Genomic DNA, 19,262 nt, shown 5'->3' on the forward strand with positions numbered 1-19,262 from the left:
TCAGCACCTCCTCCTGATGCGCAACGGCACGTAGGCGTGCGCACCCCAGAAGCGGCGGTTGCGCTGGCGAGACACCATACGGATGCACAATGCGAGCTGCGTGAGGCGCTGGTCATCGTGGCGCGTGACAGAGCGCATCGTGACGAAGACGGGAATCAGCAGCAGCACAATGCCGACACCCACCGGCGGACTCGCGAGCAGCGCCCAGATCGCGGGAATCAGGATGCTGCCGCCCACGATCAGGAACGGCACGAGCGGCACCCCCCAGAGCATCGCCGGTCGTGTGCAGCCCTTGAAGACCGGATCGCACAGTGGATTCATGCGCGGATTCGTATCCGGATTCATATGCGGCTTCATATGCGCCTGCGCCTTAGCTCGTCGGGATCAGCATCGCTGCGATCACCGTGGCGCAGCCCACAAAGAGGCCCCCGATGAACACGTTGGCGATGTCGCCAAAGCGTGCGTGCTGGAACATCATCTTGAAGCCCGCCCAGATGATCGAGATGGAACACACCACCGCACCCACGCTGAGCAGCGTGGTCTGGATCGTCGTAAGCAGTGTGTTGACCTGCGAGAGCTGCGCGTATGCCGGTGTTACTGTCACCGTCAATAGCGCCGCAATCCCGAGCCCGTTCCGGCCGGCTCGCGCCGACGCGGGAACCCGCGTCGCCTTCGCCATCGCCGCACACTTGATCTGTAGTCCTGATTTCATGAAATACTCCTGCTGCACATATCGTGCTCTACTCCGTCAGAAGACGACGGCACTTTCCTGCGTCAGGTCATCCACTACACCGGTCGGGCTGTTTCGCTCCCCGTTCCTGGTCGATGGCGTTGGACGCGGGACGCGCGACGCATCGGAGGGTGCGCCCTGCCGACCGGACGGAATCACGCGAATGGGTGGAACGCGGGCGGTCGTCGGAGGAACCAAAAGTTCCGGGCGCGCGGCATCAGCGACGACCCGTTGCACGTAGCCCGTACGAAAACCCGTGGAAAAGTCGCCGCTCGCATAGCATGAAAGGCCCGCGCGCAATGCGTCCTGCACCTGCGGATATCTGGGGCTCGCGCGCTCGAAGCAGCCCTGCAGAATGGCAGCACCGGCGGCGAGATTGAGGCAAGGATCGAAAACGGCCTGCGGCGTCAGCCCCAGCCTGACCCAGTTCGAGCGGTTCACCTGTGCGAGCCCTGCGCTGTAGTCCCATCCGCCGCTCTGCAGTGCGCGTGCCGTCGCAACAGCCTCATCGAGATTTGCGGGCTGCCGCTCGAGGCGTCCCCCTACCACGCCGATCGCGTACGGGTTGAAGCCTGACTCGACCCGCACGACGGCTGCCATCGTCGAGGGCGCCACGGGCGGCGCGCACTGCTGTGTCAGCGCGAGAAATGCGGCGAGCGGAATCATTGGCCACCTCCCTGTCCGCCAGAACTCCCGTCCCGCCCGAGAAAGAGGCGTGCCGACCGGGTCGGGTCATAAGGAACAGCCGAACTGCCGGTCCCATAGAATTCCGTGATCGTGCGGTCCGCGCCTCTCGCATCCCACCAGACCCGCGTGTACAGTGCGCCGTTGATCTCGACGTTGATCGCGCCACGCGCATTGCACAGCAGCTCGCTGCGCTCAGGGCCACCCCAGTACAGCAGATCCTCACGGCAGTAACCGGCATTCGCAAAGACGTTCACCGCCGATGTGGCATCTAAGCCGCCTGCTCGGAAGTCGCAGGCCGGAAAAGGGTCGCCGCGGCGCAAGGCCGCCCACAGTTTCTCGATTGGCGGGACGCACTCGCCGTACTGTTCAGGGCCGCCAGGATTGGACAGGCACAGGATCACCTGACAGCCCCAGTCGTCGGCACGGGCAGTGCCAGGCACCAGGGTTGACCCAGCGACGAATACAGCGATGACGGTAGCCCAGCGGCGCAACGCCCGCAGCAGCGCGTGACCGGTGATCGCAATGTCGAATGAGATGGCCGCGTCACGCATCGCACACCTGCGTATCGTGAAGGGTGTGCACCGCACCGCTCCCGATTGCATCAAGCCGCCGTGAGAGCGCATCCAGACAGGCGGTCACCGTCGGTGAGGCCTCGGGTATCCGCGCGTCCTGTGCGGCGGCCCGGCTGTGCAGCGCCGGACGTTTTGCATTACGCCGGATGGACGTCACACGGGGCAGCCAGGCGTATCCGCGGGGAAAGACCCGGTCCACGATCAGCCATTCACGCAGCGTCGTTTCCACTACCTTGACCCACGCTTCGTCCATCGGCGAAGAGATGTCGACCACCGGCACAAGCCCGGCAAAGCACAGGGCCGGATTCAGTCGCGCGCGCACATTGCGGATTCCGTATGTGCCGTTGATCACCGCGCACGCGCATTCGACACATTCCGGCGATATCGCGAGCGGACTCAGCACCGCATCGGCCAGCGCCTCCGCACACACAGCACGCAGGTCCGGCAGGAGGGGTGCATCGATCAGGCACACGTCGAACCACGGCGCTACCGCAGACAGCAGATGACGAAGGTTCGCGTAATAGCGGGTGCGTGCGGGGTCATCACGCGAGCGCAGAGCGTCGATGGCGTCGGCGCTGAGGACGCGAAGGCATCCACCGGTTATCGGTTGGGCGCACTCAGGCAGACCGGGCACGCGATTGCCGGAGGCTGTCCTGTCATGTCCGCATCTGGCGAGCATCTGTGCGCAGCGCGGCGGCTCAGCGAGCTCCAGCACGAGCACGCGCCAGTGGTTCTCACGATGCAGGTGACGGGCAAGCAGACAGGTCAGCATCGTCCTGCCCGAATTACTCCTTGTAGAAACCATCGCAAGCGATTTCATGGTTCATCATCCTCAGCCGCACCCTCTGTCGATGAACCTGCGAAGAAAAAGAAGCCCGCGGCGCCCGTGAGGCTGACCGCGGGCTCAACGGGGGATCACTGGATCGGCATCAGAAAGCAAAAAAGCCTGCACATGCAGGCTTTTTTGCGAATGCGTCACACGCACCACGTCGTCGCACAGACATCGAACTGCGGGGCCGCTAACGCGTACTCGGTCGTGCTACGCACGTTGACCGGATCAGATTGTTGGCTTCAATCTAGGCGAGCGCGGGGCGCTATGCAAGTGCCCTCAGGCGCACCGCTGGAACTGCCTCTACCCACGTGTTCTCAGGTCGTCGCACGGCATCCCGAAAAAATTTTAACGTCCAGCCGTCATGCCAATGTTCCGTACAAAGCGGCGTCAGCCACTGACACAACCTGCCGGCTGCGCATCTGCACGAATTGGCCCGGCGATGCGCCCACTATCTGTTTGGGTCCCGGCGATCAGCCGCCTCCACGATCCCGGCTCGCGCCTTCCAGGGCCCGCGCGAGCGCCGCCTGGGCAGCGGCGAGCTCAAGCTCGAAGCATTGGGCGGGGCGCCGCGGAATACGCAGCCGACGGCAGACCACCTCCCGGGGCGCGTGCCACAGATAGACCATGCGCAGCATGTCGCGATGCCGGATGTGGAGTGTCTGCCAGGCTTTCGTGATCCGGGCCGCATCGACCGGATCATAGGCGCCGCGCGATGCGTTACCCCAGTTCTCGAGCCGCTGGCGGAGAGGTGCCAAAGCGAGGTCGCGACTCATGACGCGCCATCCACGCTCTGCTCGCGCACAGGCGCAGGTGCCCGGTAACGCGCGGGATTCTCCAGAAACTGATCTATGTCTGCCGCACGCCATCCCACCAGGCGGCCGCCCAGTGCAATCGCGCGCGGGAACGTTCCTGCCTGCATGCGACGGTAAATCGTTGAGCGCGACAGGCCCGTTCTCTCTTCCACCTGTTTGCGGCGCAGGATTCTCCGTGCCTCACTGTTTGCAGTTGACATGGCCTTCCCCCCGACAAAAAATGCCGGCCTCGGCTTGCCGGTGCATGGGGGAATTCAAGCAGCACTCGCGTGCGGTTTCCAAACCCGTCTTATCGACGGGAAACTCCCGTCGGGGGTTGCCAACGGCGCGCGGGCGACGCGTACGGTATCCGCCTTCGACGGCGATAATTCTCGCGATCAATGTCACGATGGGGGCTTGTGCGGTAGCCGCCTGCACTGTCTACCAGGAATATGTGTGCGAAGACTGCGGGTACGAATTTAAGGCCATGTCCGGTCTGATCGGGTGCTTGCCCGCAGGCAACAACGACGGCAACGGCGCCTGATGTATTGTTGCGTCAGCAGGCAGTTGAGCATCAGCATGCGACACGGGAACAGCTACAGGGCATCGCAGGCCGGCAGAGCGGTCCGAGCGCACCCCCCAAAGCGATTCATGCGCGCCTCAGAGAAATCGCCAGCGACGCCGCGCGGCTGCGCTCCCGGGATCTTTCGTCACGCTTCGACTGCGCTCGCGGCGTGATTGCGACGCGTTGCAACCCGCGCCGCCCGGATCCGAGACGTCATCGGGCGCGCTATGGAGGGATTCCGGTGTGCCCGACCCGCCAGTTTTCTTTCGCCGGCATACGGCCTTGCCGCAAGCCCGGTCTTCCGGGCATGCCTGCATGCTGCAACGGTCGACTAGAACTTCATTCTGATGCCTGCACCCACGCTGTTGCCAGACGAGACGCTGGTCATCGTGTCATACCGCCACGCGGCATAGACGTCCGTGCGTTTCGAGAGCGGGTAGTCGTATCCGAGCACCACTGTGGACCAGCGAACATCTGCGCCCTGTGCAGGCCGCCGGAGTGTACCCGCCCAGGAGAAGAGGATGCTACCCGTGCCGGCCTGGGCGCTCGCCCCCACCTGAACAGTATCGTCGGTGAGCTCGTTGTTGTTGCTCACCCGTTCGTACTGCAGATAAATCTTGACCGCCTCCAGGCGATATGCCGCTCCTGCCAGCCACGCGGTCTGTTGCGTGGCGCCATTCATGAAAAGCGACGCGGTGTGAAGGCTCTGGACTGCGGCGGTCGCAGAGAAGGGGCCTGCGAAGTAAAGCGCGTTCGCACTGTAGTTCGCCTGCCCGGCATGGCCCGCGATGCCTGCATTGCTGTACAGCACACTTCCTGTCAGACCGCCAATCTCCGGCGACTGGTAGACCATCGAGTTGTCAATCGCCGTGTCACTCTGCACCGAGGCAGCGCCCATCGCGGAACCCACAAAAGTGTGGACCACCATCGGCGAGAAGACGAACGAGTTGCCGAAGGGGTTGAATAGCAGCGTGGAGACGAATAGCAGTGAATCATTACGCCCCAGTGTCAGTTGACCGAATTGCCCACTTAAGCCAACGAACGCCCTGCGCCCAAAGAATGACTGTCCGTTGTATGCTCCCGACTGGCCACCGTTGATCCGGTAAAAACTTTCGAGCGTGAAGATCGCCTTCGTGCCGCCGCCCAGGTCCTCGGCGCCCGACATGCCCCAGTACGATGTCGAGAGCCCACCTGCGCCGACCTCCCATGCGTTGCCCGCCGAGCCGGGCGTACGTACCACCCCGGCGAATGCATCAGCCAGCCCGTAAAGAGAAACGGACGACTGCGCATGCGCCACGCCCACTGTGGCGCACAACGATAGCGCGGCCAGCCCCTTGCTCCATCTTCCCCACACATCCGTGCACATGTTTTTCTCCGTCATCGCTCGTGAGTGTTCGTTTGTTCGTTTGTTCGTTTGTTCGTTTGTTCGTTTGTTCGTTTGTTCGTTTGTTCGTTTGTTCGTTTGTTCGTTTGTTCGTTTGTTCGTTTGTTCGTTTGATGCGCAGTTACCTGACGGCACGGTTTGTCGCCGCGCGTCACCCCGGCCTGACGCGTGCGAGCGGCCTTCCGCGCTCCGCCAGTGCAATGGCGATGAGCAGCTCGCCCGGTGCCGGTGAGTCGGGTACGCACAGCGACACCGTGTCGAAGTGGTCGAAGCTCCACATGTCCGTGACGCCGTGCAGGGGAATATCGACGCATGCGCCAGCGGACCCGCGCTTGGTGACGGATGGCATGATCGAGGACGCGCCAGGCAGGCAGTCGCGCACCGCCTTGCCGAGTCGCGGATGCAGCAGCGCCGCGCCCCATTCGAGCGGTACCCCTGTGCCAACAAGCGCGGCCTTCCCGTAACCCTGGATGTCCTGGCCCCCGCAGCCGAGCGCAAGCAGCGCCCGTGCGGTGAGCACCTGGCCGAGCTCGGCGCCCGTCGCGTATAACGCGTCAAGCTCGCAGGCGGCATCCTCGCTGGTCGTCTCCAGTACAGCAGCCGCCACTATCTGACGGTGCGGCGGAGTCACTGGCGTGCCGAGTTCCGAGCACCGTTCAACGAGATGGAGCACGACCCGCGTGATCCGGGTGTTCATGGCGCGGTCCCGGTGTCGCCCAGGATCTGGAGCCCGGGATCCGGTGCCGGAAACTCCCCCCTCGCCAGTTCGTACGCCCGCGCTGCCCGCAGAACGAGGGCATCGCTGCCCCGACGCCCGATGATCTGCAGGCCGACAGGCAGGTCCCCGGCGAATCCGCAGGGCACGGATATCGCAGGCACGCCGGCCTGGTTACACCACGCTGTCAGGACGGGCGCCTGACGCAGATGGACGGGCAGACCGGGAACCGGAGGTGGGCCGCAATGAAACGTCGGCGTGAGCAGCAGGTCGCAACGCTCGAAGAACGTATCCATCGATGCGCCGAGTGCGTGGCGCGCAAGCAGCGCATCGACGAACGTTGCGGTGTCCACCTGTGCGCCCGCATCCGCCAGTGCCTTAAGATCCGGGTCGAGCAGTGTCCTGTCCGTTCCTTCCATATGCCGGACTCGTTGGGCGAAGAACACGGACCACTGGACCGAATGCATACGGCCATTGCCGTAGTAGTCTGCGATCGGCGCGACGTCGGCCTGAATGACTCTGGCGCCAAGCGCGCCGAACGTGTCCGCGGCCCTCTCGACGCACTTCGCAATGTCCTGCGTCACCTGGACACTATCCGGGGCGGGGCACCAGGCGATCCGCAGGCCGGCGACGCCGTCGTCGACGGCGCTCGCGTATCCAGAGGCGGCCGTCGTTAACGGGTAACCCCCGACGCTGTCGTGAATCATTGCGTCAAGCATCAGCGCTGCATCACGTACGTTTCGTGCCATCGGCCCCAGCGTGGACAGAGCAGTCCATGACGTGGCCGCACCGGCGGGTACGAGCGCGAACGTTGGCTTGAACCCAACCACACCGCTCCAGCAGGCCGGAATCCGGATCGACCCGCCGCCATCGGTCGCAAGAGAGAGCGGTCCCATCCCCAGCGCAACAGCGACCGCGGATCCGCCGCTGCTGCCTCCTGGTGAAAGCCGCGTATCCCACGGATTGCGCGTTGCGCCCGTCAACGGGCAGTCGGTCACAATCTTGTTGCCGAACTCGGAAGTCGTTGTCTTGCCAAACGGTATGGCGCCCGCGCCTCGCAACCGTGCAACGGCTGGAGCATCGGCGTGCTCGCGCTCCGGCGAAGCGGTCCGTGACCCGTGCCGCGTCGGAAGTCCGGCGACAGCCACGAGATCCTTGACCGATACCGGTACACCATCAAGCGGACCGCGTGGCTCGCCGCGCATCCACCGGCGCTCGGCTTCGCCGGCGGCCGACATCGCCCTTTCCTCGTCGAGGGCGCAGAAGGCGTTGACCACCGGATCGAGCTTCGCGACCCGGTCCAGTACGGCGCAAATGACCTCTTACTGCGAGAAGACTGCGCTGCCGAAGCAGCACCATCTGCTCGACACTCAGCGTATAATTTCATTCATTCAGTGTTCCTAAGTTATAGACGCATACTGTTCATCGGAGAAATGACACGACGCCTATCCCTCACAGACTGGCGTCACCGGGCCCGGTGGATTCCAGGATCGAAAAGCTGTTATCGGCAAGCGCCTGGCCGATCCGAGTCTGGCAAAGCACATGGCCCGCGTCGTGACTCACACCGGTTTTGCCACGCGGCAGCGCAATGGAGACGGCGGGCAACGCAGCCCGCAAGCGCCCGGCGTCGACACTGCCCGCTGAGCGGACGGCTTCGGCAAAGAGACGAATGCCTGCATACGTGTTCTCGCCATGCGGCAGCACCACCGCGTACCGGCCGAGGCGGGGATCATGCGCATTGGCGTAACGCGCCGTATACCGGGCGAGGAAATCGCGGTTTTCAGCGTTTTCGATGCTCATGAAGTAGGACGACACGCCGATCGTGTCCGTCGATGCACCGGCGGTCGCGATCGACAGCGACTCATGCGCAATATCCGACACAAGCTTCGGCTTCATTGCGAACGACCCGTACTGCTTGACGAAGGTGACCGGATCATCGCCGATGCTGTGCCACACGATCTGGGGGTTGCGGCTTGCGACACGTTGCAGGATCGCGCCGTAATCACGCGTGCCAAAAGGTAGCCAGTAGACGTCAAGGAGGGTGCCGCCGTAACGCGCCAGGGCCGCCTGCAACTGCGGCACCAGTACCTTCCTGTTGCTGCCGATGTCGGACACGACCGCGCAGACGGTAAGCCCGCCGCTCCGCATGAGCCAGGCGACCAGTGGCCCGATTCTCTGGCTCGCGGCGAGGCCTGTAGTGAGAAGCTGGGGATCACAACGGCCGTCGTCGAAGTTCGGATAGACCACAAGCCTGCCGGCCGCCCTTGATGCCTGCAGGACGGCTTCCCGCTCAGAGGGCAGCACCATGCCCGTGATCATCGCGACTCCGTCACGCATGAAAAGCTGCCGCGCCTTCTGCAGCGTTACCGCCGTCGACATCTGAGTATCCTCGACGCTCAGCGATAGCGGCCGCCCGAGCAGTCCTCCTGCCGCGTTGATCTCGTCGACAGCAAGCGCCGCGCAGCTCCGGTTGGCCTGGCCTACCCGAGTGAGGGGCCCGCTCAGCGGCGCGAGCAGGCCGATCCTCAGCGGCTCAGCCGCGCGTGTAACGGGCGATACCACTGACGCAGCAAGAGCGCCTGTCGCACCAAGCAGCAATGTTCGGGAAAAGTCACGACGGTTCATGCGGGTTCTCACTGGATGTTTTGAGCCGGAAATCTGGCGCAGAGTCCGGCGCACTGCCGGGCGCCGGCGAAAGATAGCGCGCAAGCGGGTGAGTGCCTTGCGCGCCGCGTTCCGGTTCGACGGCCCCCGCATGGACGAGCCGGCCATTGCTGAGCGCAATGCAACGCCTGGCACTGCGCAACACAAGGTCGAGGTTCTGCTCCACGAGCAGCACCGCAAGTTGCGAGCGGTGGCAAAGTTCGGGAATCACTTCGCCAATGCGCTCCACCAGACTGGGCTGCACGCCGTCAGACGGTTCATCGAGCAGAAGGAGTCTCGGGCGGCCGCACAGGGCACGCGCGATCGCGAGGACCTGCTGCTCGCCGCCAGACAGCGTGCCGCCCTGCTGCGAAAGTCGTGACTTCAGTACCGGGAAGTATTCGAACACCTCGTCGGGAATGTCCGCACCGCCTGCGGCGCGGGTGCCCATCACGAGGTTTTCGCGCACGGTCAGCTTCGGAAAGATCCATCGCCCCTGAGGCACAAGGCCGATGCCACGTCGGGCGATCTCATGCATGCGCAGCCCAGTGACCGGCTGCTCCTGGAATCGCACCTGCCCGCTCACGCGGGGAAGCAACCCCATGATGGCCTTGACCAGGGTCGTCTTGCCCGCACCGTTGCAACCGAGCACGCCAAGTACCTCGTTGGGCTGCACGTTCAGCGTGAGGTCATGGATTACGTCGACGTCGCCGTAACCGGCCGAAAGATTCTCAATGTGCAGCATGCATGGCCCCCTGCCCGAGATAGATGCGGCGGATCTCCTCATCGCCCGCGATCTCTTCATATGCCCCCCGTCGCACCACCTTCCCCCTGTGCATCACCCATGTCTCGCACTGCAGGGACCGCACGAACCCCAGGTCATGTTCGATGGCGAGTACGGCGCATCGCTCGCGTAGCCGGTGGATAAGACGCACGAGCCGTTGCGCTTCTTTCGCCGAGAGCCCGGCGGCGGGTTCATCAAGCAGCAGCAGCGAGGGCTGGCACATCATGGCCATGCCAATTTCCAGCCACTGGCGCTCCCCATGCGGCAGATGCGCAGCCAGTTCGCCGCCCTGCCCGGACAGGCCAACCTCCTCCATCACCGCTTCGGGTTCGGGCATCGGTGAGGCCCGGTAAGCGGCGACGCCCAGACCCGCTACAAGCAGGTTGTCGCGCACGCTCATCGGGAGGAACGTGTTGGTGCCCTGGAACTTGCGGACCACCCCACGCCGGCAGAACTCGTGCATCGGTCTGCCAGTCATCCGTTGGCCGTCGACATACAGTTCGCCCGCGCCAGGCACGATTGCGCCCGAGAGCAGTCCGACCAGTGTGCTTTTGCCCGCGCCGTTCGGACCAATGACACACAGCAGATCACGCGGCGCGATTGCGACGTCCACGCCCGTTACGGCGCCAATTCCGCCGAATGCGCGCGACAGCCCCGTGCCCTTCAGGAGATAGCCGCCCATCACCGTTCCTCCTGTGCGCCTGCGCCACGATGGAACGCAAACCAGCCTGGAGTTAGGCGAAACCGACGGAGCATTCCGGCCAGGGGGCTGCGCACACGCAGTCCATTGGGCATGAACAGCACACAGCCAAGAAACAGGCCACCGAGAACCAGCGGCCATCCGTCCGCGGTGTATGTGGACACCGTCTGTTTGAGGAGGGTCAGGACGACGGCGGCGATCACGGGGCCGCCGGTCGTTCCTCTTCCTCCGATAGCCACCCAGAGAATGACCTCGGTCGCGAGCAGCGGCGAAAATACGTCAGGAGCCACGACACCCGAGCACGCGGCCATCAGGCAACCAGCAATGGCAGCGACCACGGCCGACATGACGAAGACGAGCAGCAGATGAAACGACGTGTGATAGCCACATGCTTTCGCCCGCCATTCGTTGGTTGCGATTGCGGCCAGGACCCTGCCGTAGCGGCTGCGGCATACAAGCCACATCAGCCCGGTCGCAGCGAGCAGAGCCCCGGCCACCGCGTACCACGACGCCATAGGACCGCTCAGGTCTACGATGTGGCCGGCGACTTTGACGCACAGCCCGGGGATACCTAGAACGCCCGTGTCACCGCCCGTGACCGACTGCCAGCTCGTCGCCAGCTGCTGGGCGACGATCAGCACAGCCATGCTGATGATGGCAAAAAAGTGCAGCCGCACGCCCGCAAAAAGCAGGAAGTAGCCCACCACCGCGGCGAGCGCCGCGGCGACAACCACGCCCGTGATCAGTCCCACGACCGGCGCCTGACCGAACTGCACGGTCGCCACCGCAAAGCCGTATGCTCCGAGCCCCAGGAAGGTCGTGTGTCCGAGCGTCAGCACCCCCGCCCGCCCCCACAGAAAGTCATAGCTCAGCGCGAGCAGTCCCATGACCAGGGCGTCGCGGATGGTTGAGAGCAGATAGGCGCCGGTAAAGAACGGCACGATCGTGGCCGCGGCCACCGCCGCTGCCCACAATGTCACCGGCGCGATGTCCTTGCGTGCGAATGGCGGCAGTGGTACCCACGGACACCCCCGGTCTGCAGATTTTCGAGACATGCGTTTATCCTTTTCCGAGAAGATGATGGCCAGCACTAAATCCTGGAACGAGCCCCTGGGGCCTGAACCGGATGACGATGATCGAGAGAATCAGCACGAGGGCCGATGAAAAGGAGGGATCGAGGCGATAGCTCAGCAGCGTCTCCGCTGACCCGATTACCACGCTGCCCAGGATACTGCCTGCGATCGAGCCGATGCCGCCGAGCACGATCACAAAAAACGCCTTGGCGAGATAGGCAACGCCGAGGTGGGACTCCACCGACACCATCGGGGCGATGAGGACACCGGCAAGCGAGGCGAGCGCAGCGCCCCCGCAGAACGCGATCCGGTTCAGACGACGCGTGTCGATACCGACAGCCTCGGCCATAGCCCGGTGCTGGATCACGGCACGCAACTGCGTACCGAAGCGCGTACGGGCAAATATGAGCCAGCACCCTGCAGTCACCGCGAATGCGACACCGACCACGAAGATCCGGTAGGCCGGATAGTTGCCGCCGGGAACCGGCACCGCTGTGGCAAACGGTGCGTACACCAGCATCGGCTGGTTGCCGAAAACGAGTTCCAGGGCTTTTCGCAGAATCAGGCCAACTGCATAGGTCGCGAGAAGCGTGTCCAGTGGCCTGTCGTAGAGCAAGCGGATGATGAAACGCTCGAGGCACCATGCAAGGAGCGCCCCGACTATCGGCGCGGCGAGCAGCGCGAGCCAGAACGCCTGCAGCCCGCCAACGGCCTGTACGACTGCCAGCGTGTATGCGCCAATGGTCACCCATTCGGCATGAGCAAGGTTCACGATATCCATCATGCCGAACACAATGGCAAGCCCTAGCGCCACCAGTACCAGAATGCTGACATAGCTCAAAATATTCAGTACCACTACCATTTATCCCCTCGCATATCAGGTTGAGGCCGACGTCCTCCCTGCTCCTGCCAGCGGCGTATGGCAGCCACCGCAGACCAAGTGCATGTCTCCATCCGTCATGTCGGAGCGCGCATTTATCACAATATATTGTGAATTTCAGAGCAAGCCAACAAAAATACACAATTAATTGTGAATTTCAAAACGCACGCTCCCCGATACTCGATGCGCCCAGCCAAATCGAGTCCGCATGACCAACCAAGCACTACTCGAGGCACTCGGGAAGGAGATCCGCGCACGCCGCAAACTGAAGAAACTGACTCAGGCGGGTCTTGCTTTACGTGCCAACGTTCATCCCAACACCGTCTCACTCATCGAGCGCGCCGAAACGGTGGCAAGAGTCGACGCCCTGCTCGACATCGCCAACGCGCTCGGTGCAGCGCTGTCACAACTCATAAAAGCGGCCGAGGATCGCGCCGCTCATCACTAGTTGGCTCATCGACGCCAGGCTCCTGCTTGGCAGCACACACGCCGGGAAACCCTCGTCGTTTGATGCGCCATACCGTGAACGACCGCAACCGCGCATTAGACCGATAGCTGACTGCCCGCCAACGTTCTTGGCTGCAGCGAAAGCCCTCCTTGCGATGCAGGCCGCAACCATTTCGTGTTCGAGCGGGCCTGTCCCGCGCCGCACATTTATGGCCATAAATCTACGGCCACAAACCGCGCATGTCAACTACCCCTCGGCCCACGTAAACCCCCATGCTCTTGATGTAGTCGGCTTCTTGACACGAACTCGAGCCGCGCCTATCGTCTATTTATGATGATTAATAGGAGGCGACATGTACAGCGACCTTTGCGATCTGACAGTGCGGGAGGTTCATGCACTGTATGAGGCCGGCGGCACGTCGCCCGTCGAGGTCATGCAAGCCGTGCTTCACCGCGTTCAGCTGCTCGACCCCGCAGTGAATGCCTTCTGCCAGATCGCCGGGGATGCACTCGACATGGCGCGGGAATCCGAGGCACGATGGCATCGCAAACGGCCCCTCGGCCCCCTTGATGGCGTGCCGGTCAGCATCAAGGATAACGTCGCCGTCTCGGGACTGCCCACGCGATACGGCTCCCGCGCGACAGATGATGTACCGGCCTCGCACGACAGTCCGTGCGTGGCAAGACTGCGCGAATCGGGAGCGATCTGCTTTGCAAAGACGACACTGCCTGATTTCGCCCACAAGATCGTCACAGACAGCCCGCTGACGGGCGTGACACGCAATCCCTGGGATACCGCACGCACGCCCGGCGGCAGCAGTGGCGGTGCCGCCGCCGCCGTCTCGCTGGGCATGGCGCCAGCCGCAATCGGCACGGACGGTGGCGGGTCCATCAGGATCCCCGCCGCCTTTACCGGCACGTTCGGCTTCAAGCCGAGTTTTGGACGCGTCCCGCATGCCCCGCGCGGCCCGTTTGCCCTGTTAAGCCACATCGGCCCGATGACCCGGTGCGTGGCGGATGCCGCCCGCATCCTGACCGTGATCAGCCGGCCCGACAGCCGCGACTGGTACGCGTTGCCATTCGAGGGCAGCGACTATGAACGCGGGCTCGAATGCAAGCCGACGCCCGGCGGCATCCGCGTGGCGTACAGCCCGTCTCTCGGGCTCGCCGTTGAGCCGCAGGCCGCTATCCATGAGGCGGTTATCCGCGCGGCCGATACGTTCCGCGAGCTCGGTGCGCGAGTGCGGCCAGACGATCCGCCTGGCATCGATCGTTGCAATGCAGTCCACGCGACGCTCTGGCCGGCATGTTGCCGCCAGCTCACCGAGGGCATGGTCGACGGCGGCGCCGCACTCGATCCGTCACTGCGGGCGTACTCCAACACGGGCGCTGCCATCTCGCGCCACGCGCTGCTCGACGCGCTCATCGAACGCGGCGAACTCGGTGCCCGGGTCAACGCATTCTTCGAACGTTACGATCTCGTCATCTGTCCGGTCTATCCGCGCGTGGCCATGCAGATCACCGAAGTCCAGGCCGGCAACGAACTGTTCCCCCACTTCACCGCCTGGTGCAACCAGCTCGGGCTTCCCGCCGCGAGTCTCTACGCAGGCACAACCGCGGAAGGGCTGCCCGTGGGAGTACAGATCGTCGGTGGCCGTCACGCCGATGCACTTGTGCTCTGGGCAAGCCATATTCTCGAACTGGCATTCGGACGGGCTCCGTTAGCCGCGCTGGCCCGTACACTTTCCTCATCGATTGCCGCGCAGCAATCGCAACAGGAGCCCGCGCCCCCGCGCACCTTCGGGTCTGTCTGACGCGCATCCGCTCACGCCATATCGCCATATCACGAGCCGCGCTTCCTGCCCGCCTGCAGGCCCAGATCCGAGTCCAGCACCAGCTTTTGCCGCAAGGCCGCATGCACCTTGCGAAGCTGCGCTTCGGCTTCTTCCATATGTGCCGCCATGAGTTGCTGGACCGCGCTCGCATCGCGCCGCCTTGCGGCATCCAGAATCATCCGGTGGGCCGCGGCGGTCCGTCGCCCGAACGCCTGGTAGTCCTGCTGTGTGACGTTGCCCGCCACGATGACCAGACTGTGCAGCATCTGGTTGATGATCTGGCAGACGCAACGCAGAAAAGCATTGGGGTTCGCGCCCGCCAGCACATCATGAAAATGAATGTCCTCGTGCCGCTGGTCAAGGGCATGCTCGTGGCTCGCGACAAACGGCTCGCATACCTCCACGCTACGCTCGAGCGCCTCCAGGTCCGCGTCCGTCAGATGCTCCACCGCACCTGCCGCAAGTAGCGGCTCCAGCACCCGCCGCACGGCGTAGATATCCTCAAGACCGATGCTCTCGAAAAAGAGGTAATTCTGCAGTGCCTGGAATGCCCGGGCGAGCGGGACGCGCGTAATCGTCGCCCCGCCATCCGGTCCCGTGCTCAGATGCACGAGCCCCTGCACCTCCAAAGCCTTCAGCGCCTCACGTATGGAACCGCGGCTGACGCTGAACATCTCCTGAAGCTCGGCTTCCTTCTTCAGTCGCATGCCCGAACGCAGCTTTCCATCGTTAATCCAGCTCTTGATGAGCTCGGCCACCTGATCGCCCCGCTTCGTCGTGCGCGGGCCGGTGTTGTCCGCCCGAAGCAACGGCTTGTCTGCTGTCGTCTGTTTTCGTGCTGCCATGCGTCGCACCCGTGGTTGGCCTGTCGTCGTTCGTATCGGCGTCATTATCGGTCATGTACGCGGCCGCGTGGCCGCCTTGACGCTACACCGGGCGGCACCCTCCTAATGTTGGGGGTAGCGAGCGCATGTCCCGATGCCTACCCTCACTGTCACACGGCGCGCAAACGTCATCCTCCATCCGTGGATTGGCGCGACGTCGTGCGCGGGCACAGGCCCGCCCGCCTGGGAGAACGCGCCATGACGCGACATGGACAGACGCCGCGACAGACTCACACCCTCGAAGACATCAGCACCGCGCTCGCCGAGCGGGGACTCGAGCTCGAACGGCTCGCGAGAAGCATGCGCGCCGTGAGCGGCGACTCGGACGCGACTGGCCAGATTGCCGGTCCGCCCTGGCGCCGCGAGGACGTGCGCGCCCTGAACATGAGTCTTGTGCCAGCGGAGCATGGCGGCTGCCCGGCTCTGCAGTGCCTCGTGGCGCAGGTCACGCTGATGGCCTACCTCGGCGAGGCCGACGCAAGCCTGGCGCTCGCCTTGCCCGGCCCTGGACTTGCGATGCCGCCTGTTCTCGCGCTCGCCTCGGCAGCGCAGCGCTCAGACTTCTTCCTGCGATTCGGATCGGATACGCCGCGCTGGGGCGCCTTCGCCATCACCGAACCGGATTGCGGCTCGGACGCCACCGCGATGCGCACCAGTGCAAGAAAGACGGACCGTGGGTGGGTACTGAACGGCACGAAGTGTTTCATCACGAACGGCGCGCGCGCTGACTGCGTGATCACCCTTCGCAACTGTGAACCGGCAGTTGGGGCGCTACGGTATCCGTGCATTCCTGGTGGACTCCCGCACGCCAGGCTTCATGGTCTCACGCATCGAGCGGATGGCCGGGCTGCGTGCCACGCAGCTTGCCGTGCTCTCGTACGCTGACTGCGAACTCTGTGACCACGCACTGCTTGCGCGCGGCGACGAGAAGCCGCTCGACGATGCCTTCTCGGGTGCGCAGCGGTCCTGGGACCATTTCCGGCCGCTCCTTTCCGCCGTCATGGTCGGTACCTGCCGGCGCATCCGCGCCGATCTCGCCGCCTGGCTGGACGCGGGCGGCAGGCCCGTGCACAGCCGGCAAAGCACCGCAAGCGTCGAAGCGTCGCTGCTCGACATGGACCGTCAGATCACGGCCGCATGGCTGCTGTGCCACTGCACGGCCTGGAAGACCGACCAGGGGACCGCCACGTCAATGGATTCCTCAATGACCAAGGCTTTTGCCTCGCGGGTGGCGGCACGCGTGACGCGTGCTGCAATTGACCTTGCCGGCATCGACGGCATCGCCGCCTGCCCTTCGCTTGAACAGGGTTACCGGGACGCGAAAGCGTTCGAGATCATGGAAGGTACCGGCGACCTGCAGCGGCTCATGATCGCGCGCGCCGCGCAGCGATCGACCTCGCATCCATGGGACATCCCGGAACCCACGTAACGACTGCCCCCCCCCGACCCGATAACCAAGCCCCCTCAGCTCATCAGGAGACACGCCATGCCCCCTACCACCTCCGCCCCCGGGCGGGAGCAGATCGCCGCCACCATCCGGTCATGCCTGCTGTCGGCCATCGGCAGCACCATGGCTGCGGACCTGATCGCCGAAGACACGAACCTGTTCGACGTGGGCGTCGACTCGATGAACATGACGGAGCTGCTTCTTCAGCTCGAACAGCGCTTTGGCTTCATGCTCGCGCCGGAAGACCTCTCCTCCGATCTCTTCATGCGTTTCGGCAACCTCGTTTCCTTCGTCGAATCCCATGCGCGCCACAACTGATCATCGCGACGGGCAGATCCGCATAGCGGCGACGGCGCGTTACGTGCCCCCAGCTCAGGTGCGACCGGAACCGCCCGTGCAGGCACCGGCGGCCATGTTCCCTTCCATGCGGGAAGCCGTGATGCAATCCGTCTACGCGGACACGCTGCGCTGGCGGGATGAGGCGACGCTCTGCGCAACGCCGGACTTTTCGCTGGAGTTCGCTCAGCCCGCCACGCCCACACGCGTCGCCCATGAGCGACAGCTGACTCTTTCGGACATGGCATCAACGGTGGCCATGGAGGCGATCCGGCAATGTCCCGCGCAGGACAATCGTGCCCCCGACCAGATCATCGTATGTGCCAGCAGTTTCGAGCACGATCTGTCGCTTTCGTGCGCGGGCCGCCTTCACAGCGAACTCGGATCAACAGGCGTACCGTTCGCCATTGGACAGCTCGAGGGCGTGTCTTTTTCCCTGGCCCTGCAACTGGTGGCGGACATGATGGCCGGCGACGAGCGCATGCGCACCGCACTGATCGTCGCGGCCGAGCGGTGGCTGCCGCCATTCTCCCGTCACGGCGCGACGGCCGCCGCATTGGCAGATGGCGCAGCCGCTGTACTGCTCACGCGCCGCGCCGGACCGGGGTGGTGCGTCCGCAGCGTGATGGTATGCACACCCGCCACTCAGACTGCCCCGCGCGACACCTTCGTCGACGAAGCGTGCCTGGTCAACGTCGTGCGCAAGACATGTGCGCAGGCGGGCCTCAAACCCGCCTCACTCGACTGGATCGTGCCTGCGCGTATTAACGCGAGCCTCGCGCGGAAGATCAGCGCGCGCGCCGGATTGCCCGCAGGCCGGACCTGGAGTCCAGACCCCGCGGACATCGGATATCTGTGCGCGGCGGACGCGCCCGCGCAGCTTGACGCGCTGTTGCGCTCGGCGCCCGGCGCCGACGGCCAGCGCATCCTGCTGTGGTCGGCCGGCTTCCAGGGACAGGCCGGCTGCGCGATCCTCGAGTTTCGCGGGAGCTAGCGATGTCCGTGCCCCTGCCCGACTCCGCGCTGTCGCTGTCCGCGATCGCGTTCAGCCTGCCGTCGCGAACGGTCGATGCGGCCGCCTGGGTGAACCGTTGTGGATTGCCCGAGGCCCGCGCGAGCGCGTTACTGCGCAACGGCGTGCATCAGTTCCATGACGCTGCCGCTCAGTCACCGGTGACCTTAGCGTGCGAAGCGGTTGCAACACTGCTTCAGGACACGGGCATGCCGCCAACAAGCATCGATGCGCTCGTGTATACGCACACGATCCAGAGCAGCGTCATGGCGCCGCCAGCCGGTACCGCGGCGCTCATCCAGTCGCGCATGGGACTGCAGCGCGCGCTCGCCTTTTCGGTCATGCAGCAGAACTGCGTCTCACCGATGGCGGCCATCCGCGTGTTGCGGCTGCTCTGCGTTCAGGGACAGCCCATCCGCCGGGCAATCGTCGTCTGCGCTGACGTAATGGGCTCGGGCTGCGATCATCTGCGCGCCATCCAGGATCTGGCGCTGCACAGCGACGGCGCCTGCGCGCTCCTGCTTGAGCGCGGCACCGGGCGAGACCGCATCGTCAGCCTGCATCTGTATACGGACGCCCGCTACTTCCGCGGCACCGATGACGACCTGCAACCGGTGCCTGATGACCGGTACTACTGGTCCGCGTTCACCACCATGCGCACTGCGCTCGCACAGGCGGGCGTCACCAGTAACGACCTCGTTCATATTCTCCCCCATCACGTCAATCTGCGCGGATGGTCCCGCCTCGCAACCATGCTGTCTGTACCACAGGAACGCCTTTTCACCGCGAACTTCGGGCAGCTGGGCCATGTGTTCGGCGCCGACCCGTTCATCAACTTCCGCACCGCGCCACGCGGGCAACCGGGCTCCTGCTCGCTGCTCTTCTCGAGCGGATTCGCCGGCTGCTTCGGGGCGATGGTGGTCCGCCACTGATCCCAGACCTTAA

The 19,262-nt window shown here is 64.3% G+C and carries 20 protein-coding genes and 2 pseudogenes; 6 read left to right on the top strand and 16 right to left on the bottom strand.

What is annotated here, in order from left to right; genetic code table 11:
* The 15 genes and pseudogenes from BGRAMDRAFT_RS20185 to BGRAMDRAFT_RS20255 form a co-directional block, all read right to left on the bottom strand.
* Positions 1-321: a VirB3 family type IV secretion system protein gene (locus BGRAMDRAFT_RS20185; protein ID WP_044021523.1), complete on the bottom strand. Its 321-nt coding sequence runs from the start codon at positions 319-321 to the stop codon at positions 1-3.
* Between the two features lie 49 nt (positions 322-370).
* A complete protein-coding gene (locus tag BGRAMDRAFT_RS20190; RefSeq protein WP_006050665.1) occupies positions 371-712 on the bottom strand; it encodes a TrbC/VirB2 family protein in 342 nt (113 codons plus the stop codon).
* Positions 713-748: 36 nt separating this feature from the next.
* The gene (locus tag BGRAMDRAFT_RS20195; protein ID WP_006050666.1) at positions 749-1,396 is read right to left on the bottom strand and encodes a lytic transglycosylase domain-containing protein; all 648 of its coding nucleotides are present in this window, start codon (positions 1,394-1,396) and stop codon (positions 749-751) included.
* Positions 1,393-1,968: a hypothetical protein gene (locus BGRAMDRAFT_RS20200; protein WP_006050667.1), complete on the bottom strand. Its 576-nt coding sequence runs from the start codon at positions 1,966-1,968 to the stop codon at positions 1,393-1,395. The genes BGRAMDRAFT_RS20195 and BGRAMDRAFT_RS20200 overlap by 4 nt, the downstream gene beginning before the upstream one ends.
* Positions 1,961-2,809, bottom strand: a complete 849-nt coding sequence (locus BGRAMDRAFT_RS20205) for a ParA family protein (protein WP_006050668.1) — start codon at positions 2,807-2,809, stop codon at positions 1,961-1,963. Before BGRAMDRAFT_RS20205 ends, BGRAMDRAFT_RS20200 begins: the two co-directional genes overlap by 8 nt.
* Positions 2,810-3,291: 482 nt before the next feature.
* Positions 3,292-3,594, bottom strand: a complete 303-nt coding sequence (locus tag BGRAMDRAFT_RS20210) for a hypothetical protein (protein WP_044021475.1) — start codon at positions 3,592-3,594, stop codon at positions 3,292-3,294.
* On the bottom strand, positions 3,591-3,833 hold the full coding sequence (locus BGRAMDRAFT_RS33780; RefSeq protein ID WP_044021476.1) for a helix-turn-helix transcriptional regulator: 243 nt from the start codon (positions 3,831-3,833) through the stop codon (positions 3,591-3,593). Before BGRAMDRAFT_RS33780 ends, BGRAMDRAFT_RS20210 begins: the two co-directional genes overlap by 4 nt.
* A 675-nt stretch (positions 3,834-4,508) precedes the next feature.
* A complete protein-coding gene (locus tag BGRAMDRAFT_RS20220; protein ID WP_006050670.1) occupies positions 4,509-5,543 on the bottom strand; it encodes a porin in 1,035 nt (344 codons plus the stop codon).
* Between the two features lie 169 nt (positions 5,544-5,712).
* On the bottom strand, positions 5,713-6,258 hold the full coding sequence (locus tag BGRAMDRAFT_RS20225) for an amino acid synthesis family protein (protein ID WP_006050671.1): 546 nt from the start codon (positions 6,256-6,258) through the stop codon (positions 5,713-5,715).
* Positions 6,255-7,553 carry an amidase family protein gene (locus tag BGRAMDRAFT_RS20230; RefSeq protein ID WP_232292308.1) on the bottom strand — a complete coding sequence of 433 codons (1,299 nt, stop codon included), beginning with the start codon at positions 7,551-7,553 and terminating at the stop codon, positions 6,255-6,257. Before BGRAMDRAFT_RS20230 ends, BGRAMDRAFT_RS20225 begins: the two co-directional genes overlap by 4 nt.
* 168 nt (positions 7,554-7,721) lie before the next feature.
* Positions 7,722-8,901 (bottom strand): annotated as a pseudogene (locus BGRAMDRAFT_RS20235) (ABC transporter substrate-binding protein).
* On the bottom strand, positions 8,888-9,664 hold the full coding sequence (locus BGRAMDRAFT_RS20240; protein WP_006050674.1) for an ABC transporter ATP-binding protein: 777 nt from the start codon (positions 9,662-9,664) through the stop codon (positions 8,888-8,890). The pseudogene BGRAMDRAFT_RS20235 and the gene BGRAMDRAFT_RS20240 overlap by 14 nt, the downstream one beginning before the upstream one ends.
* The gene (locus BGRAMDRAFT_RS20245) at positions 9,651-10,385 is read right to left on the bottom strand and encodes an ABC transporter ATP-binding protein (protein WP_006050675.1); all 735 of its coding nucleotides are present in this window, start codon (positions 10,383-10,385) and stop codon (positions 9,651-9,653) included. Before BGRAMDRAFT_RS20245 ends, BGRAMDRAFT_RS20240 begins: the two co-directional genes overlap by 14 nt.
* Complete coding sequence (locus tag BGRAMDRAFT_RS20250; RefSeq protein ID WP_006050676.1) at positions 10,385-11,458, bottom strand: branched-chain amino acid ABC transporter permease; 1,074 nt, start codon at positions 11,456-11,458, stop codon at positions 10,385-10,387. The genes BGRAMDRAFT_RS20245 and BGRAMDRAFT_RS20250 overlap by 1 nt, the downstream gene beginning before the upstream one ends.
* A 4-nt stretch (positions 11,459-11,462) precedes the next feature.
* On the bottom strand, positions 11,463-12,338 hold the full coding sequence (locus BGRAMDRAFT_RS20255) for a branched-chain amino acid ABC transporter permease (RefSeq protein ID WP_006050677.1): 876 nt from the start codon (positions 12,336-12,338) through the stop codon (positions 11,463-11,465).
* A gap of 226 nt (positions 12,339-12,564) precedes the next feature.
* Here BGRAMDRAFT_RS20255 and BGRAMDRAFT_RS20260 point away from each other — a divergent pair, with 226 nt between their 5' ends.
* Together BGRAMDRAFT_RS20260 and BGRAMDRAFT_RS20265 are read left to right on the top strand one after the other, a co-directional pair.
* Complete coding sequence (locus BGRAMDRAFT_RS20260; protein WP_006050678.1) at positions 12,565-12,804, top strand: helix-turn-helix domain-containing protein; 240 nt, start codon at positions 12,565-12,567, stop codon at positions 12,802-12,804.
* A gap of 352 nt (positions 12,805-13,156) precedes the next feature.
* On the top strand, positions 13,157-14,617 hold the full coding sequence (locus BGRAMDRAFT_RS20265) for an amidase family protein (RefSeq protein ID WP_006050679.1): 1,461 nt from the start codon (positions 13,157-13,159) through the stop codon (positions 14,615-14,617).
* A gap of 29 nt (positions 14,618-14,646) precedes the next feature.
* Here BGRAMDRAFT_RS20265 and BGRAMDRAFT_RS20270 read toward each other — a convergent pair whose 3' ends face one another.
* Positions 14,647-15,483, bottom strand: coding sequence for a FadR/GntR family transcriptional regulator (locus tag BGRAMDRAFT_RS20270; protein ID WP_006050680.1), 837 nt, complete (start codon positions 15,481-15,483; stop codon positions 14,647-14,649).
* A gap of 237 nt (positions 15,484-15,720) precedes the next feature.
* Between BGRAMDRAFT_RS20270 and BGRAMDRAFT_RS20275 the strand changes: the two are divergent.
* From BGRAMDRAFT_RS20275 to BGRAMDRAFT_RS20290, 4 genes and pseudogenes are all read left to right on the top strand, one after another.
* Positions 15,721-16,951: pseudogene (locus BGRAMDRAFT_RS20275) on the top strand (acyl-CoA dehydrogenase family protein).
* Positions 16,952-17,008: 57 nt separating this feature from the next.
* Positions 17,009-17,287, top strand: coding sequence for an acyl carrier protein (locus tag BGRAMDRAFT_RS20280; RefSeq protein WP_006050683.1), 279 nt, complete (start codon positions 17,009-17,011; stop codon positions 17,285-17,287).
* A 94-nt stretch (positions 17,288-17,381) separates the two neighbouring features.
* Positions 17,382-18,299 carry a 3-oxoacyl-[acyl-carrier-protein] synthase III C-terminal domain-containing protein gene (locus BGRAMDRAFT_RS20285; RefSeq protein ID WP_232292309.1) on the top strand — a complete coding sequence of 306 codons (918 nt, stop codon included), beginning with the start codon at positions 17,382-17,384 and terminating at the stop codon, positions 18,297-18,299.
* 2 nt (positions 18,300-18,301) lie between these two features.
* The gene (locus BGRAMDRAFT_RS20290) at positions 18,302-19,249 is read left to right on the top strand and encodes a ketoacyl-ACP synthase III family protein (protein WP_006050685.1); all 948 of its coding nucleotides are present in this window, start codon (positions 18,302-18,304) and stop codon (positions 19,247-19,249) included.
* The last annotated feature ends 13 nt before the right edge of the window (positions 19,250-19,262 follow it).

Source organism: Paraburkholderia graminis C4D1M (genome assembly GCF_000172415.1).
Lineage (GTDB): Bacteria > Pseudomonadota > Gammaproteobacteria > Burkholderiales > Burkholderiaceae > Paraburkholderia > Paraburkholderia graminis.